This window comes from Algoriphagus aquaeductus (genome assembly GCF_003253485.1).
Lineage (GTDB): Bacteria > Bacteroidota > Bacteroidia > Cytophagales > Cyclobacteriaceae > Algoriphagus > Algoriphagus aquaeductus.
This window is the reverse complement of record NZ_QKTX01000005.1, coordinates 133,203-146,791: the sequence shown is the minus strand read 5'-3', so window position 1 is coordinate 146,791 and position 13,589 is coordinate 133,203. Positions and strand designations below refer to the sequence as shown.

The following is a 13,589-nucleotide window of genomic DNA, read 5'->3' as shown; positions in this document are numbered from 1 at the left end:
CAAAGATATGGCAATCCTCAGCAATTTGCTCAAAAATGGCATCCGACTCCGGGTAAGTTTGGAGCAGGAATATTCCAATCCACTGGATTTGCAGAAGCAACAGCTTCAAAAGCTTTTGCTAAAATGTGAGCGGACCCAGATTGGGAAGCGCTATGATTTCAGCTGGATTTTGAAGGGGTTTAAGGGAAGTGAAAATGAGTTTTATGAGCGATTCAAGACCCAGGTTCCGATTTACGACTACAACTCCATTTATGAGGAATTTTGGCACTTGCAGCTTCAAGGAAAAAAGAATATCACTTGGCCGGGTGCTGTTAACTATTTTGCCTTGAGTTCGGGTACCTCGGGGGCGTCTTCGAAATATATTCCGATTACCAAATCCATGGTAAAGGCAATTAGAAAAACCGGGGTGAGGCAAATCTTAAGTCTTTCGAAATATGATTTGCCCTCCTCTTTGTTTACCAAAGGTATCCTCATGCTCGGGGGAAGCACGGATTTGGAGTTTAATGGGACGTATTTTGCAGGAGATTTAAGCGGAATTACGGCAGGAAGGCTGCCGATTTGGTTTCAGCGATTTTATAAACCCGGTAAGAAAATCTCCCGAAATCGAAACTGGGGAGATAAACTTGATCAGATCGTTGAAAAGGCACCTGATTGGGATATTGGGATCATCGTAGGGGTACCTGCATGGCTACAGTTGCTGATCGAGAAAATCATCGATCGGTATCAGGTGAAAGATATTCATGAGATTTGGCCCAATTTGAAGATTTTTGTCCATGGAGGTGTTTCCTTTGAACCCTATCGTAAGGGCTTTGAGAAGCTGCTCGGGAAGCCGATGATCTACATTGAAACCTATCTGGCGTCAGAGGGATTTTTGGCTTTTCAGGCAATGCCAAACCGAAAATCCATGCGGTTGGTGTTGAATAATGGTATTTTTCATGAGTTTGTCCCATTTACCTCCGATAATTTTGATGAGGATGGCAACATAAAAAAAGAGGCCAAAACCTTGAAAATAGATGAAATCGAGGAAGATAAAGACTATGCCGTCTTGATCAGTACCTGTGCAGGTGCATGGCGATACCTGATTGGAGATGTCATCCGGTTTGTTTCCAAATCTGAATCAGAAATCATCATTACTGGACGAACCAAGCATTTTTTGAGTCTGTGCGGGGAACATCTCTCGGTAGATAATATGAACAAAGCCATAGAGTTGGCTTCGGAGGAGTTGAATATCCGGGTGAAAGAATTTACCGTTTTGGGAGTGCCTTTCGAGTCCCTTTTTGCACATAATTGGTATGTGGGAACTGATGATGAGGTGGATGCGGTAAAACTTACCGAGTCCATTGACCGGGAGTTGAAAAAGCTAAATGACGACTATGCGGTAGAACGCAATCATGCCTTGAAAAAAATCGAGGTTCGACCACTTCCCAGTGGTGATTTTTACGAATGGATGCGCCAGAATGGAAAGGAAGGCGGTCAGAATAAATTTCCCCGGGTCTTGAAAGGGGAAAAGGCCAAAAGCTGGCAAGAATTTATCCGTGCAAAATATCCCGACTTATGATTCAGGCCTTATTGGAGGGAATCAGTATGGGCTTGCTGCTTTCGGTCATCGTAGGTCCGGTATTTTTCACCTTGATTACCAACAGTATGGAGTATGGCTTTCGCTATGCGTCGATGCTGGCTTTTGGAATTTTTTGCAGTGATACGCTGTACGTGATTCTGACCTATTTCGGAGTAAGCTTTTTAGCCAATTCACCTTATTTCCAGTTGATTTTGGGCTATGTTGGAGGTTTGATTTTATTGGGTTTTGGGATCAGTTCTTTACTGAAGAAGCGAATGATTCGGCCCAATTCCGGAGGATTGCCGATTTTGAAGGCGAAGAAACGGACAGCTTTTGCCAAAGGATTCAGCATCAACGGAATCAATCCGTTTGTGATGCTTTTTTGGATTTCGATTGCTAGTTTGGTTTCTTTAAAAACGGACTGGAAATCATTCCAAGTTTTCAATTATTATTCCGGGATATTGCTGACTGTTTTTGTAATCGATTTAGGGAAAGCATTTATAGCCAAGCAGCTTTCCCATCTTGTGACCCCCAGGCTGATGGGGATTTTGAATAAACTGGTAGGTCTGATCATTATTTTCTTTGGACTCAAAATGCTTTGGAATACCCACTTTGCCTAAACCTGTTTCCATTTTGGCAGTTTGTACCCTATGAACCACTCATTCAAAGTCTTATTTCTAATGATGCTAGTCCTATTTTTTGCGACGGAAGGCATGGTCTTGGCACAGGAATTTCCTCCACTTCAAGCATTCAATCAAACCCGAATTGATTACAATCAAAAAGGAATGGTCATTCTGGGTTCTTGGGCGATTGGAAATATGGTTTGGGGTGGGATTGGAGCAAGCCATACAACCGGAGAAGTGAAAGCTTTTCATCAGATGAATCTGTATTGGAACACGGTGAATCTTGCCATTGCCGGATTTGGCTATTGGCAGGCGGCCAAAGAAGTTCCGGGAACAGATTTTTGGGCAACCATGGAGGCACAGCAAAGCATCGAGAAAACCCTATTGGTCAATGCAGCCTTGGATGTGGCCTACATGGCAGGTGGACTTTATATGAAGGAAAGAGGAATTAGAACGGATAATTCCCGCTTAGTTGGATTTGGGAAATCGGTGATTTTGCAAGGGGCTTTTCTCATGGCTTTCGATGCGGTGATGTACGGGTTTCATCAGGCTCATGGAAAAGAGATTCCGGGTTTGATACAAAATGTCAGTTTTGGTCTCTCAGGAGTCAATTTTAGAATGAATTTCTAAATAGTTGGTTAATTTCAAACTAGTTATTGAATAATTCGTATTTTTAGTCAACTGGAAAATAAACCTTGAAATATGAAGAACTTCCTCCCTTTACTCGCTTTGGTTTTTGTTTTGGGTTCATGCAAGATTTCCGAATCCGTCACCGTCGATTCCATTGCCAATGCAGAAATGCTGAAAGGATATCAAAGCTTTAAACTGGTGGAGGAGGATTATGCAGATAAACGGAATGGCCGAATTAAGCTTACTTTTAGAGACAAACTGCTCGAATATGGTTTTGAGGAATCTTCCGAAAATCCTGATTTTTTAATCCAGGGAGTGGTAGTTACCCGCAAATTCATTCAAGAACTAGGGCTGACTTCTACTATTCCGGGCCCTTTTTACGGTGGATTTAATTCTAATAATAATAGCGGTGGCGGCATTAGTGGTGGTAGGAGTGCCTTTGTAGTGAATCGAGGAATGATCGGTAAAGTGATTTTTTTGATTCAGGATGCTAAAACCAATGAAATCGCATGGATGGGCGTCAGCACTGGAGTAATCACTGGAGGTGGTCTGTTTGATCCTGAGGATTTGGATCTAGCACTGCATGAATTGATGGCCTCGCTTTAAGAATAATTTTTTACTCCCCCGAGTGGTTATTTTGTAGCAGGCGGAGCTCACTGTAAGGGCAGCCAAAGGTTTGGTATAAATTATTTTTATCTTTGGCCTATGGAAAATTTATCACCTTGTCCAAAATGTAAATCTGAGTACACCTATGAAATGGATGGCCTGATGGTCTGTCCAGACTGTGGATTGGAGTGGAACTCTGCTGAAATCCAAGAAGAAGTAGAGATAGGATTGGTCGTGAAAGATTCCAATGGAAACGTTTTGGCCGATGGTGATTCAGTAGTGATTATCAAAGATCTTCCTGTAAAGGGTGCGCCAAAGCCGATCAAGGCAGGAACCAAAGTAAAAAGCATCCGACTGGTGGAAGGCGATCATAACATCGATTGCAAAATCGAAGGGTTTGGATCGATGGCTTTGAAGTCGGAGTTTGTGCGAAAAGCGTGATTAAAGACACAAAAATTTAGACATAAGACATAAGACACAAGAAGCTAGACTCAAGACATAAGATGCCAGCTATTATACTAAAGCGAAAGTCCACTTAACTTTTCCAAAGTTTTGAACTCTGGAAAAGTTCTCCATCCTAAGCCTCTTTATCTACTAATTTTTGCAAAAAAAATCCCACTGAATTCACTCCAGTGGGATTTTCGATTTTCTAGGCTATGGATTAAGCCAAGAAGTTTTCTACCGGTGTGTAAGGCATGTTGAATGCCTCTGCTACTGCCTTGTACACAATTTCTCCGTTGATCACATTCAATCCGGGAACCAATTCCGCATTTTCCTGCGCTGCTTTTTTCCAGCCTTTATCAGCCAATTGGATGGCGTAGGGAAGGGTAGCGTTGGTCAAAGCCAAAGTAGACGTGTAAGGAACCGCACCCGGCATATTAGCCACACAGTAATGTACTACATCATCGATCACAAAAGTTGGATTTTCGTGGGTAGTAGGCTTGCAGGTTTCGATACAGCCACCCTGATCTACGGCTACATCTACGAGTACCGCACCTTTTTTCATGTCTTTGAGCATGTCACGGGTGATCAGGTGAGGAGCTTTTGCTCCCGGAATCAATACTGCGCCCACGATCAAGTCAGCATGCTTAATCATTTCACGAATATTATATTCGTTGGACATCATGGTTTTTACATTCTTTGGCATGACATCATCGAGGTATCGCATTCTGCCTAGCGACACATCCATGATGGTGACATCAGCACCCATTCCGGCAGCCATCCAGGCCGCTTGGGTTCCCACGATACCACCTCCTAGAATCAATACTTTCGCAGGAAGGACACCCGGTACGCCACCAAGTAGAATGCCTCTACCTCCCAATGGTTTCTCCAAATAGTTAGCACCTTTTTGTATTGCCATTCTTCCGGCTACTTCAGACATGGGTACCAAGAGCGGTAGGCTGCGATCTGCCTTTTCGACAGTTTCATAAGCCAAACAGACAGACTTGCTCGCCACCATGGCTTTGGTCAATGGCTCATAGGAAGCAAAGTGAAAATAGGTGAACAAAAGCTGATTTTCTTTGATCAGTTTGTATTCAGACTCGATCGGCTCCTTCACCTTCATGATCATCTCAGCGATTTCGTAGGTTGCTTCGATGGTCGGCAAAATGTTTGCTCCAGCAGCTTGGTATTCAGCATCAGAGAATCCACTCCCTACACCAGCTGTATGCTGTACGTAAACGGTATGGCCTCTCTTGATTAGTTCTTTTGCGCCTGCAGGAGTGAGCGCAACGCGATTTTCATTGTTTTTGATTTCCTTCGGAACACCTATAATCATGGCAAAGTCTATTTGGATTTACACTAAATTGGCGCAAAGATAAGAACCAATACGCTTCTGTAAAGCCGTTTGGAAAATACTATTTGGATACCATTTTGTAAATAGTTGTTTTTCCGAAGTTTATTTGATTTTTATTCGGATAAGTATAGATTATTCCAAATTTTCAGTTTTAAAAAACGAATATTTTGAAAATTTTTTTTCGAAAATAAATTATTCCAAGGCTTTTCCCTTTTTTCAAATGTTCAATCAAAACGCCTGATATTTGAAGAATATCCAAATAATATTTCATTATAATCGTAATATTTTCAATTATACCAAATATTAAATGGTGTAATACTTTCTTGGAAATTTGTACAACCGAGGTTTTTGGCTATTTTTGAAAGTGACAAAGTATTCAAACCCAAAATAGCTTTAGTAACAGCAACAGTATGGCAGTAAAATCACAATCCCGGGCTTCCGAATTGCCCACACTTGAGCGGAAAGAAATATTGGATGATTTCAGAGTGGCAGTCCTCAGTAGGCATGCTTCTTTGATGGGAAGGAAGGAAGTGTTTATGGGTAAGGCCAAATTTGGGATTTTTGGAGATGGAAAAGAGCTCGCTCAAATTGCCATGGCCAAAGCCTTTAAAAAAGGAGATTTTAGAGCAGGATATTACAGAGATCAGACATTTATGATGGCTCTGGGTGAATTGACGGTTCAGCAGTATTTCGCTCAACTCTATGCGCATACCAACGTGGAGGCTGATCCTGCCAGTGCGGGCCGTCTGATGAACGGGCATTTTGCCACCCGAACTATTCATGAAGATGGTACTTGGAAGGAATTGACCAGTCTGAATAATTCCGCTGCGGATATTTCACCTACGGCTGCACAGATGCCCAAGCTTCTTGGTCTGGCTTATGCTTCGAAACTTTTTAGGGAAAATAAAGGGCTAAAAAACCTGACCCAATTTTCGGTCAATGGCAATGAAGTGGCTTGGGGTACTATCGGCAACGCTTCTACTTCAGAAGGGATGTTTTTTGAATCCATCAATGCGGCCGGGGTTCTACAGGTGCCCATGGTCATTTCGGTGTGGGATGACGGGTATGGTATCTCTGTACCTCAGGAATACCACACGACCAAAGGAAGTATTTCCGAGATTTTGATGGGTTTTCAGCGCACCGAATCAGAAAAGGGCTTTGAGATTCTCCGTGTAAAAGGGTGGGATTATGAAGCACTACTTCAGGCTTTTGCCTATGCAGGAAATGTAGCCAGAAATGAACATGTGCCTGTGTTGATTCATGTGGATGAAATGACACAGCCGCAGGGGCATTCTACTTCCGGTTCTCACGAGCGATACAAATCTGCTGAAAGACTACAGTGGGAAAAGGATTGGGACTGCATCGCCAAGTTCCGTGAATATATCATCTCAAATGGCATTGCAAATGCGGATCAACTAGATGAAATAGAGTCGGAGGCTAAGACCGAAGTAAAGCGTCAAAAAGAAGCGGCTTGGAATGATTTTTCCAAAGAAATAAAAGAGGAATTGGAGCAGGTGATCCAACTTATTCGCAGTGCTGCCGAAAAATCAAACAGAAAAGTGGTGCTCCTTCAGATCGCAGATGATCTCAAAAAGACCATCAATCCGATCCGAAAAGACGTCATCAGCACGGTTAGAAAAGTATTGCTGTTGCTCCGTGCGGAGCCTGAATCGGTCAAAGGAGAACTGAAGGCTTGGTATGAGAGCCAATCCAAGAATAATTTTGATAGATACAGCAGCCATCTCTATACCGAAACCGGTTTTTCGTCCCTGAAAGTGAAGGAGGTTCCTGCTCAAATTGATGAAAAATCACCAATGGTGGATGGCAGAGAGGTCCTTCAGGCTTTCTTTGATTATACCTTGGATCATGATTCCCGATTCTTCGCATTCGGTGAAGACGTTGGGAAAATCGGAGACGTGAATCAAGCATTTGCAGGACTTCAGGCCAAACATGGGGAGTGGAGAGTGACCGATACCGGAATTCGAGAATGTACCATCATAGGTCAGGGCATTGGGGCAGCATTGAGAGGCCTTCGGCCAATGGCAGAGATCCAATATTTGGATTATCTGCTTTATGGTTTGCAGATGCTATCTGATGATTTGGCATCCTTGCACTACCGTACCAAAGGAGGTCAAAAAGCACCGCTGATTGTCCGTACGCGGGGACATCGATTAGAAGGGGTGTGGCATGCGGGATCACCGATGGGGATGATTCTTTCGAGCTTAAGGGGAATGATGGTGTGTGTGCCACGTGATATGACCCAGGCTGCCGGGATGTATAATACGCTCCTGAAATCGGACGATCCTGCGATTGTGATCGAATGTCTAAACGGATATCGACTAAAAGAAAGATTGCCTCATAATATGGGGGAATATACTGTGGCTTTGGGTAAACCGGAAATACTCCAGCAGGGACAGGATGTCACCATCGTTACCTATGGCAGTATGTGTCGGATCGTGATGGAGGCAGCCGCAGAATTGGCGGAGATTGGCATTTCTGTGGAGGTGATTGATGTGCAGACTTTATTGCCTTTTGATACCTATGGCATCATCGGAAAGTCAATCCAAAAGACCAATCGGGTAATTTTTGCGGATGAGGATGTTCCTGGAGGAGCTACCGCATTTATGCTTCAGCAAGTGATGGATCATCAGGATATATTCAGACACCTGGATTCCGAACCACAAACTTTGGCAGCAAAAGCGCATCGCCCCGCATATTCTTCCGATGGGGACTACTTCTCCAAGCCCAGTGCAGATGATGTGGTAGAAAAGGTCTATCAGATGATGCATGAGAGTAATCCTAAAAAGTTTCCTTCTCTCTGAGACAAAAAAAAATGAAGAAGGCAGCGAATTCGCTGCCTTTTTTCATTACCTGAGTGTATATCAATTTCTTGTAATCTGCCTTAAAGTCAATTCAGGACTGGACACTTCATTGGATCGGTTCAGTGCTCTATCTTGGATTTGAACATCTATTCTGAGCGTGTCATTTCTGAAAATGGATTCCCAACCCGAAGAGAGCATTCGATACGAAATACTTCCTTCTACCGGCTGTCCTTCTTCCGTGGTCAATACTCTGGGAAACCGACCATTGAAAGTAGTGAAAAATGGAGGGTCCTGCCATCTAAACTCCGTAAACCGACCATTTCTCTTGATGAAAAACCGGACAAAAATATTGTACTGATTTTCGTTTTGCTCCACCCACAAGGTGTCTCGGATGGTATTATTATTCACGATTGGGTTGATAACCCAATCTACCGGATTATATGTCGGAGCATTTGCCGGACGTCTGGAATAAGTAATCAAATTGTTTGCTCCATCTCTTCGGAAGTTGAATGGATTAAATGGAGGGTTGATTTCCGTCGCAGAAAGACCCAAATCACCTTCCGCATCTTTGAACTTGATCGTGAGTATCAAAGAATCCTGAGAAGGGGTGGGAGCGTAAACTAAACTTGAAAATTCGATTTCAGGAACGCTTGGAAAATCTTCGGGTGGACTAATGCAAGAAGTGCCGAATAGTGCCAAGCCAAACAATAATCCTGAATAGTTTTTAATTCGCATGGGACGAAGGTAAATTTACTTCCTAAAATAAGGTAAGTTTTTCCCTTGGGAAAACTCAAATGATAAAACGATGCTAGATTTCAAAAGTTTTTCAGACAGGTTGGATAATTTGACTCCTGGCCAATTTGAAAATCTAGCACTGGATTTATTTCGCTTTCAAGCTACTTCCAATAAAATTTACCAAGCCTATCTTCGTGCAAGGAAAATTGACTTTTTTGCTGTAGATGCCCTTCGTGATATTCCATTCCTTCCGATTCGTTTTTTCAAAGATGCTGCGGTGGTATGTGGAAATCCGACAGATTACACCTCCTTTTATTCCAGCAGTGGGACCACGGGAATGATTACCAGCAAGCATTACATTTGGTCCGAGTCTTGGTATTTGCGACATACCCAAAGGATTTTTGAAAAGGAATATGGCCCCTTGCGCGATTTCCATGTGCTCGCGTTGCTTCCTGCTTACTTGGAGCGTCCTGGAAGCAGTTTGGTATCGATGGCCAATTTTTTTATTGACAAAAGCCAGTCTGCCCATTCTGGTTTTTACCTCTACAATCAGGAGGAATTACTCGAGAAACTTCAGTCCTTGAAAAATGACTCTAAAAAGGTGCTTTTGCTGGGCGTTACTTTTGCCTTACTCGATTTGGCAGAGTCTGAAAAACCATTTTCCAAAATGGAAAATTTGATCATCATGGAAACCGGAGGAATGAAGGGCAGGAGGAAGGAGATGGTCAGAGAGGAGGTTCATGATCGGTTAAAGTCATTTTTCCAGACAGAGGTCATCCATTCAGAATATGGAATGACGGAGTTGATGTCTCAGGCCTATTCAAAAGGCAATGGAAAATATACGCTACCGGATTCTATGCGCGTTTTACTCAGAGACATCAATGATCCACTGAGTTGGGCAACGAAATCTCAAGGAGGGATTAACATCATCGATCTGGCAAATTTTCATTCCTGCGCATTTATCGAAACCCAAGATTTGGGAAAATTTGATGAAAAAGGGCAATTGGAAGTATTGGGCCGGTTTGATAATTCAGAACTCCGAGGGTGTAACTTGTTGGTGCAGTAATTGCTATCTTAAAAATTATTAGACATATTTATCGAAATAAATCAAATCTTATGAAGAGAATTGCCTCAATAGCACTTTTGATTGGAGTTTTGGCTCTGGGTGCCTGCGCCTCAAGTAAACCTTGTCCGGCTTATGCCAAAGCACCTGTTTCTCAGAAAGCATCCAGTTGAAAAAATATGCTGACCTTAATAGTCAGCATATTTTTTTACATCCTCTAGGCTGATGGTCGGTTCTCCTAAGATCACCAGCCGCTCTACCACGTTTCTCAGCTCCCGAATATTCCCGGTCCACGGGAATTCTTGAAGTTTCGTGACAGCTTCGACCGTGATTTTTTTCTTCGCATCCCCATTTTCCTGAGCGATATCTTCCAGAAATTTTTCAATAAGCAGGGGAATATCTTCCTTACGGTCTTTCAGGGCAGGTACCTGAATCAGGATCACGCTGAGTCGGTGATACAAATCCTCTCTAAATCGCCCTGCCTCAATTTCTTTTTTCAAGTCTTTGTTGGTTGCAGCCAATACCCGAACATCTACCTTGATGTCTTTATCACTGCCGACACGGTTGATCAGATTTTCCTGCAAGGCTCTCAAAACCTTCGATTGTGCCGAAAGGGACATGTCACCGATTTCATCCAAAAAGAGAGTGCCACCTTGGGCTTGTTCAAACTTCCCCGCCCGCTGCTTGTGGGCAGAGGTAAACGCGCCCTTTTCATGTCCAAATAGTTCGGATTCGATGAGTTCGGATGGAATAGCAGCGCAATTGACTGCGACAAAAGCTTCTTCCACCCGGTTGCTTTTTTGATGAATCCAATGGGCTACCAACTCTTTACCGGTTCCATTGGGGCCGGTGATCAATACTCTTGCATCTGTCGGAGCCACTTTTTCAATGGTATCCTTCACCCTGGCGATAGCAGGGGAGGCACCCACCATATCAAATTTTTTGGAAAGCTTCTTTTTGAGCACCTTGGTTTCGGTCACGAGCTGCTTTTTGTCCAGGGCATTGCGTACCGTAAGCAAAAGTCGATTGAGATCAGGAGGCTTGGGGATAAAGTCAAACGCTCCCTTTTTAGTGGCCTCCACTGCGGTTTCGATACTGCCATGGGCAGAGATCATGATGAATTGAGGTGATTTGTCCAAGGACTTTGCCTGGTCCAAAACCTCGATCCCATCCATTTTTGGCATTTTTACGTCGCAAAGGACTAAATCGAATTCTTCATCCTTGATTTTTTGCAGGCCTTCTTCCCCGTCTTGAGCTTCGGTGACTTCAAACTTTTCATATTCTAGAATTTCCCTAAGGGAGGCACGGATAAACCGTTCGTCGTCGATGATCAGAATTTTTGGCATGATGTAAAGTAAGTAAAAAAGTGCAAGTCTGTAAGCCGGGTTCTGTATCCCGATTGCACGGGATTCCTGTCATTTATCTCGATCCTGATTCACATCAGAACTCTATCGATCTACCCACCCCGGAATTCTTCTTCGAAAAGAAGAAATCGAACGAGCAGCTCTTTGCCCGAGGCCTATTTGATCTTTCAACCCATAAGGTTTGCCTTGCCCCCTTCATCACTGTCGGGGCGGTGGGCTCTTACCCCACCTTTTCACCCTTACCCTTCGACATGCTCAGGGCAGGCCCTGTGTCTTGAGGCGGTTTGTTTTCTGTGGCACTATCTGTCTTCTGACCGTCTCCAGTCAGAAGCCTTCCCGTTAGGAAGTATGGCGCTCTGTGTTGCCCGGACTTTCCTCCCTCCCGACATTTATCGGCAGAGCGACAGGACGACTTGCACGGTGCAAAGTACGGTATTTTCGGCCAAAGGGTTAAAAAGAAGGTGCTTTTACTTTCTCTAATCCTTTTTTGAAAAAAAAATGATTTTTTTTTCAGGCTTTGAAAACTTTCTTGAGGTTTCCCTGTTCTATATCCAAAGGCTTAAATAGCTTTTCTTCATAGTGCTGGGTTGAGCCGCTCCGAAAGGGGCGGTTCTTTTTTTGTCCCTGATTTCAAACCTAGGTTCATTTTTAATTTGATTACCTTTGGATCAAAGTTGATTTGCAAATGATTCTCATTGGAAACGCCGTCTTGTCTGACGATATCAAAGAAAATTTTTTCGTCTGTGACCTTGAAGCCTGCAAGGGTGCTTGCTGTGTCGAAGGGGATGCAGGTGCGCCCTTGGAAGAAGAGGAGACTAAGATTTTGGAAGAAATCTATCCTATTGTAAAAGATTACCTTACAGAAGAAGGACGTCAGGCGATAGAGGCTCAGGGTACTTGGGTGATAGACAAGGATGGGGACAAGGGAACCCCTACGATAGGCGATAATCGGGAGTGTGCCTATGCCTTGTATGATGAGCGGGGTATTCTCAAATGCGGCATAGAACAGGCGTATCTCGATGGAAAAATCTCCTGGAAAAAACCGATTTCCTGTCATTTGTACCCCATAAGGGTGACGAAATACGATGAGTTTGATGCCCTCAATTATGATCGCTGGCACATTTGTGATCCCGCTTGTCAATTGGGAAAAAGCCTGCAGGTTCCCTTATACCGATTTCTTAAGGATGCGCTTGTAAGAAAATACGGTGAGGCTTGGTATGGGGAATTGGTCGCTGAAATCGAGGGGTATTGATGAATTGTGAAAAGTAAGAGGTTGGTAAAAGGTACCCATAGCAGGGCGACAGGCGATCAAAAGAGATTTCTCTTTTTCAATCCCTGAATGGCAAACGCTGCGATTTTTTGGTATCCCAAGTCAGATGGATGAATCTGGTCTTCTGAGAAAAATCCCGGACTTATTTCTACGGATAAAGGGTCAAAAACAATTTTAGCGTTTTCTCGAGCCAACTCTATCATCTCATTTTGTAGAAATTGCCGTTGGATTTTTAGAAAATCCCTCATTTTCTCGGAAAAGGCAGGAAATAGATGGACCGGTGGAATATCTGCCAGATAAATCCACTCGGGATGGGATTCTGACTCGATCTGATTAATCAAATGTTTCAATTCCCGTTTGAAAGCGGTGGGTTGAGTGACTCTAAAACAATCATTTGCTCCTAAAAACAAGATCACTCCGCTGATTTTTTTAGGATTTTCTGTTCTTAGATTCTTTAAAAGGGGATACGCTTCCCGGACCCTCAATCCATTTCTTCCATAGTTTTCAATCGTAAAATCATTTCCGAAAAGGCCGGATAAATGACCCGCCAAGGTTTTTTCAAAAGTACTTGCCCCAACTCCGGCAGCAGTGGATTCTCCCAAAACAAGAATTCTTGCCGGTCCGATTCCGAAAATCACATTTTCCGACCTGGCCGGAAGCTTGACGCCCTTACTTCGGATCCGGGCTGCCTCCAAATATAAAACAGGAAGAAAGGGGATCAAGCGAAGCTTAAAAAGCCAATACATCTTGATTATCCTCCGGACTTTTTGGCGCCATAACCGGCCTGCAACAAGACCTGAAGGACTTTGTCCCGGTGATCTCCTTGGATCAGAATTTCTCCTTCTTTCGTTGACCCACCGACCCCGCATTTGTTTTTGAGCAATTTGCCCAATTCTTTGAGGTCCTCTTCTGTTCCGATAAATCCTTCCACCAAGGTTACCTGCTTTCCTGCTCTTGCTTTTTTGTCAAGCAGGACTTTGAGTTTTTGCTGAGACGGAGGCAGGGTGATTACTTCATCGCCTTCTCCAAAATTGTATTCGAAATTATCTGATGTGGAATAGACTACACCGTCCCTTTTTTTCCAATCGTTATTTTTCTTGCTCATATGGATAAATCAACAAAA

General features: G+C 43.4%; 13 protein-coding genes and 1 other RNA gene. 8 read left to right on the top strand and 6 right to left on the bottom strand.

The genetic code is table 11. The annotated features are described in order from the left end of the window. Window positions 1-7: 7 nt before the first annotated feature. The 5 genes from CLV31_RS08780 to CLV31_RS08760 all read left to right on the top strand — a co-directional run bounded on the left by CLV31_RS08780 (window position 8) and on the right by CLV31_RS08760 (window position 3,858). Window positions 8-1,558: a GH3 family domain-containing protein gene (locus tag CLV31_RS08780; RefSeq protein WP_111392514.1), complete on the top strand. Its 1,551-nt coding sequence runs from the start codon at window positions 8-10 to the stop codon at window positions 1,556-1,558. Then, window positions 1,555-2,178, top strand: a complete 624-nt coding sequence (locus CLV31_RS08775; protein ID WP_111392513.1) for a LysE family translocator — start codon at window positions 1,555-1,557, stop codon at window positions 2,176-2,178. The genes CLV31_RS08780 and CLV31_RS08775 overlap by 4 nt, the downstream gene beginning before the upstream one ends. A 60-nt stretch (window positions 2,179-2,238) precedes the next feature. Then, window positions 2,239-2,811, top strand: a complete 573-nt coding sequence (locus tag CLV31_RS08770) for a DUF6992 family protein (protein ID WP_245943362.1) — start codon at window positions 2,239-2,241, stop codon at window positions 2,809-2,811. Between the two features lie 72 nt (window positions 2,812-2,883). Continuing rightward, on the top strand, window positions 2,884-3,417 hold the full coding sequence (locus CLV31_RS08765) for a DUF4136 domain-containing protein (RefSeq protein WP_111392511.1): 534 nt from the start codon (window positions 2,884-2,886) through the stop codon (window positions 3,415-3,417). A gap of 99 nt (window positions 3,418-3,516) precedes the next feature. After that, entirely contained in the window at window positions 3,517-3,858 is a 342-nt protein-coding gene (locus CLV31_RS08760; RefSeq protein WP_111392510.1) for a zinc ribbon domain-containing protein YjdM, read from the top strand. Between the two features lie 220 nt (window positions 3,859-4,078). Here CLV31_RS08760 and ald read toward each other — a convergent pair whose 3' ends face one another. Continuing rightward, on the bottom strand, window positions 4,079-5,194 hold the full coding sequence (gene ald / locus CLV31_RS08755; protein ID WP_111392509.1) for an alanine dehydrogenase: 1,116 nt from the start codon (window positions 5,192-5,194) through the stop codon (window positions 4,079-4,081). Between the two features lie 428 nt (window positions 5,195-5,622). Between ald and CLV31_RS08750 the strand changes: the two genes are divergently transcribed. Continuing rightward, window positions 5,623-8,034, top strand: a complete 2,412-nt coding sequence (locus tag CLV31_RS08750) for an alpha-ketoacid dehydrogenase subunit alpha/beta (RefSeq protein WP_111392508.1) — start codon at window positions 5,623-5,625, stop codon at window positions 8,032-8,034. 60 nt (window positions 8,035-8,094) lie between these two features. Here CLV31_RS08750 and CLV31_RS08745 read toward each other — a convergent pair whose 3' ends face one another. Further along, the gene (locus tag CLV31_RS08745; protein ID WP_111392507.1) at window positions 8,095-8,769 is read right to left on the bottom strand and encodes a hypothetical protein; all 675 of its coding nucleotides are present in this window, start codon (window positions 8,767-8,769) and stop codon (window positions 8,095-8,097) included. A 70-nt stretch (window positions 8,770-8,839) separates the two neighbouring features. Here CLV31_RS08745 and CLV31_RS08740 point away from each other — a divergent pair, with 70 nt between their 5' ends. Continuing rightward, on the top strand, window positions 8,840-9,835 hold the full coding sequence (locus CLV31_RS08740) for a long-chain-fatty-acid--protein ligase (protein WP_111392506.1): 996 nt from the start codon (window positions 8,840-8,842) through the stop codon (window positions 9,833-9,835). Window positions 9,836-10,020: 185 nt separating this feature from the next. Here CLV31_RS08740 and CLV31_RS08735 read toward each other — a convergent pair whose 3' ends face one another. Next, window positions 10,021-11,178, bottom strand: coding sequence for a sigma-54-dependent transcriptional regulator (locus CLV31_RS08735; protein WP_111392505.1), 1,158 nt, complete (start codon window positions 11,176-11,178; stop codon window positions 10,021-10,023). A 15-nt stretch (window positions 11,179-11,193) separates the two neighbouring features. Continuing rightward, window positions 11,194-11,616: RNase P RNA component class A (gene rnpB, locus CLV31_RS08730), an RNA gene on the bottom strand. 265 nt (window positions 11,617-11,881) lie between these two features. On the opposite strand from rnpB, the gene CLV31_RS08725 reads away from it, so the two are divergent. Further along, complete coding sequence (locus CLV31_RS08725) at window positions 11,882-12,448, top strand: DUF3109 family protein (RefSeq protein ID WP_111392504.1); 567 nt, start codon at window positions 11,882-11,884, stop codon at window positions 12,446-12,448. A 56-nt stretch (window positions 12,449-12,504) separates the two neighbouring features. On the opposite strand, the gene CLV31_RS08720 is transcribed toward CLV31_RS08725, so the two are convergent. After that, window positions 12,505-13,212, bottom strand: coding sequence for a GDSL-type esterase/lipase family protein (locus CLV31_RS08720; protein WP_111392503.1), 708 nt, complete (start codon window positions 13,210-13,212; stop codon window positions 12,505-12,507). Between the two features lie 5 nt (window positions 13,213-13,217). Continuing rightward, window positions 13,218-13,571, bottom strand: a complete 354-nt coding sequence (locus CLV31_RS08715; RefSeq protein WP_111392502.1) for a translation initiation factor — start codon at window positions 13,569-13,571, stop codon at window positions 13,218-13,220. Window positions 13,572-13,589 lie beyond the last annotated feature (18 nt).

Coding starts and splice junctions, on each gene's coding strand:
- CLV31_RS08780 (WP_111392514.1), top strand. CDS start 8: ATGGCAATCCTCAGCAATTTGCTCAAAAATGGCATCCGACTCCGGGTA.
- CLV31_RS08775 (WP_111392513.1), top strand. CDS start 1,555: ATGATTCAGGCCTTATTGGAGGGAATCAGTATGGGCTTGCTGCTTTCG.
- CLV31_RS08770 (WP_245943362.1), top strand. CDS start 2,239: ATGATGCTAGTCCTATTTTTTGCGACGGAAGGCATGGTCTTGGCACAG.
- CLV31_RS08765 (WP_111392511.1), top strand. CDS start 2,884: ATGAAGAACTTCCTCCCTTTACTCGCTTTGGTTTTTGTTTTGGGTTCA.
- CLV31_RS08760 (WP_111392510.1), top strand. CDS start 3,517: ATGGAAAATTTATCACCTTGTCCAAAATGTAAATCTGAGTACACCTAT.
- ald (WP_111392509.1), bottom strand. CDS start 5,194: ATGATTATAGGTGTTCCGAAGGAAATCAAAAACAATGAAAATCGCGTT.
- CLV31_RS08750 (WP_111392508.1), top strand. CDS start 5,623: ATGGCAGTAAAATCACAATCCCGGGCTTCCGAATTGCCCACACTTGAG.
- CLV31_RS08745 (WP_111392507.1), bottom strand. CDS start 8,769: ATGCGAATTAAAAACTATTCAGGATTATTGTTTGGCTTGGCACTATTC.
- CLV31_RS08740 (WP_111392506.1), top strand. CDS start 8,840: ATGCTAGATTTCAAAAGTTTTTCAGACAGGTTGGATAATTTGACTCCT.
- CLV31_RS08735 (WP_111392505.1), bottom strand. CDS start 11,178: ATGCCAAAAATTCTGATCATCGACGACGAACGGTTTATCCGTGCCTCC.
- CLV31_RS08725 (WP_111392504.1), top strand. CDS start 11,882: ATGATTCTCATTGGAAACGCCGTCTTGTCTGACGATATCAAAGAAAAT.
- CLV31_RS08720 (WP_111392503.1), bottom strand. CDS start 13,212: ATGTATTGGCTTTTTAAGCTTCGCTTGATCCCCTTTCTTCCTGTTTTA.
- CLV31_RS08715 (WP_111392502.1), bottom strand. CDS start 13,571: ATGAGCAAGAAAAATAACGATTGGAAAAAAAGGGACGGTGTAGTCTAT.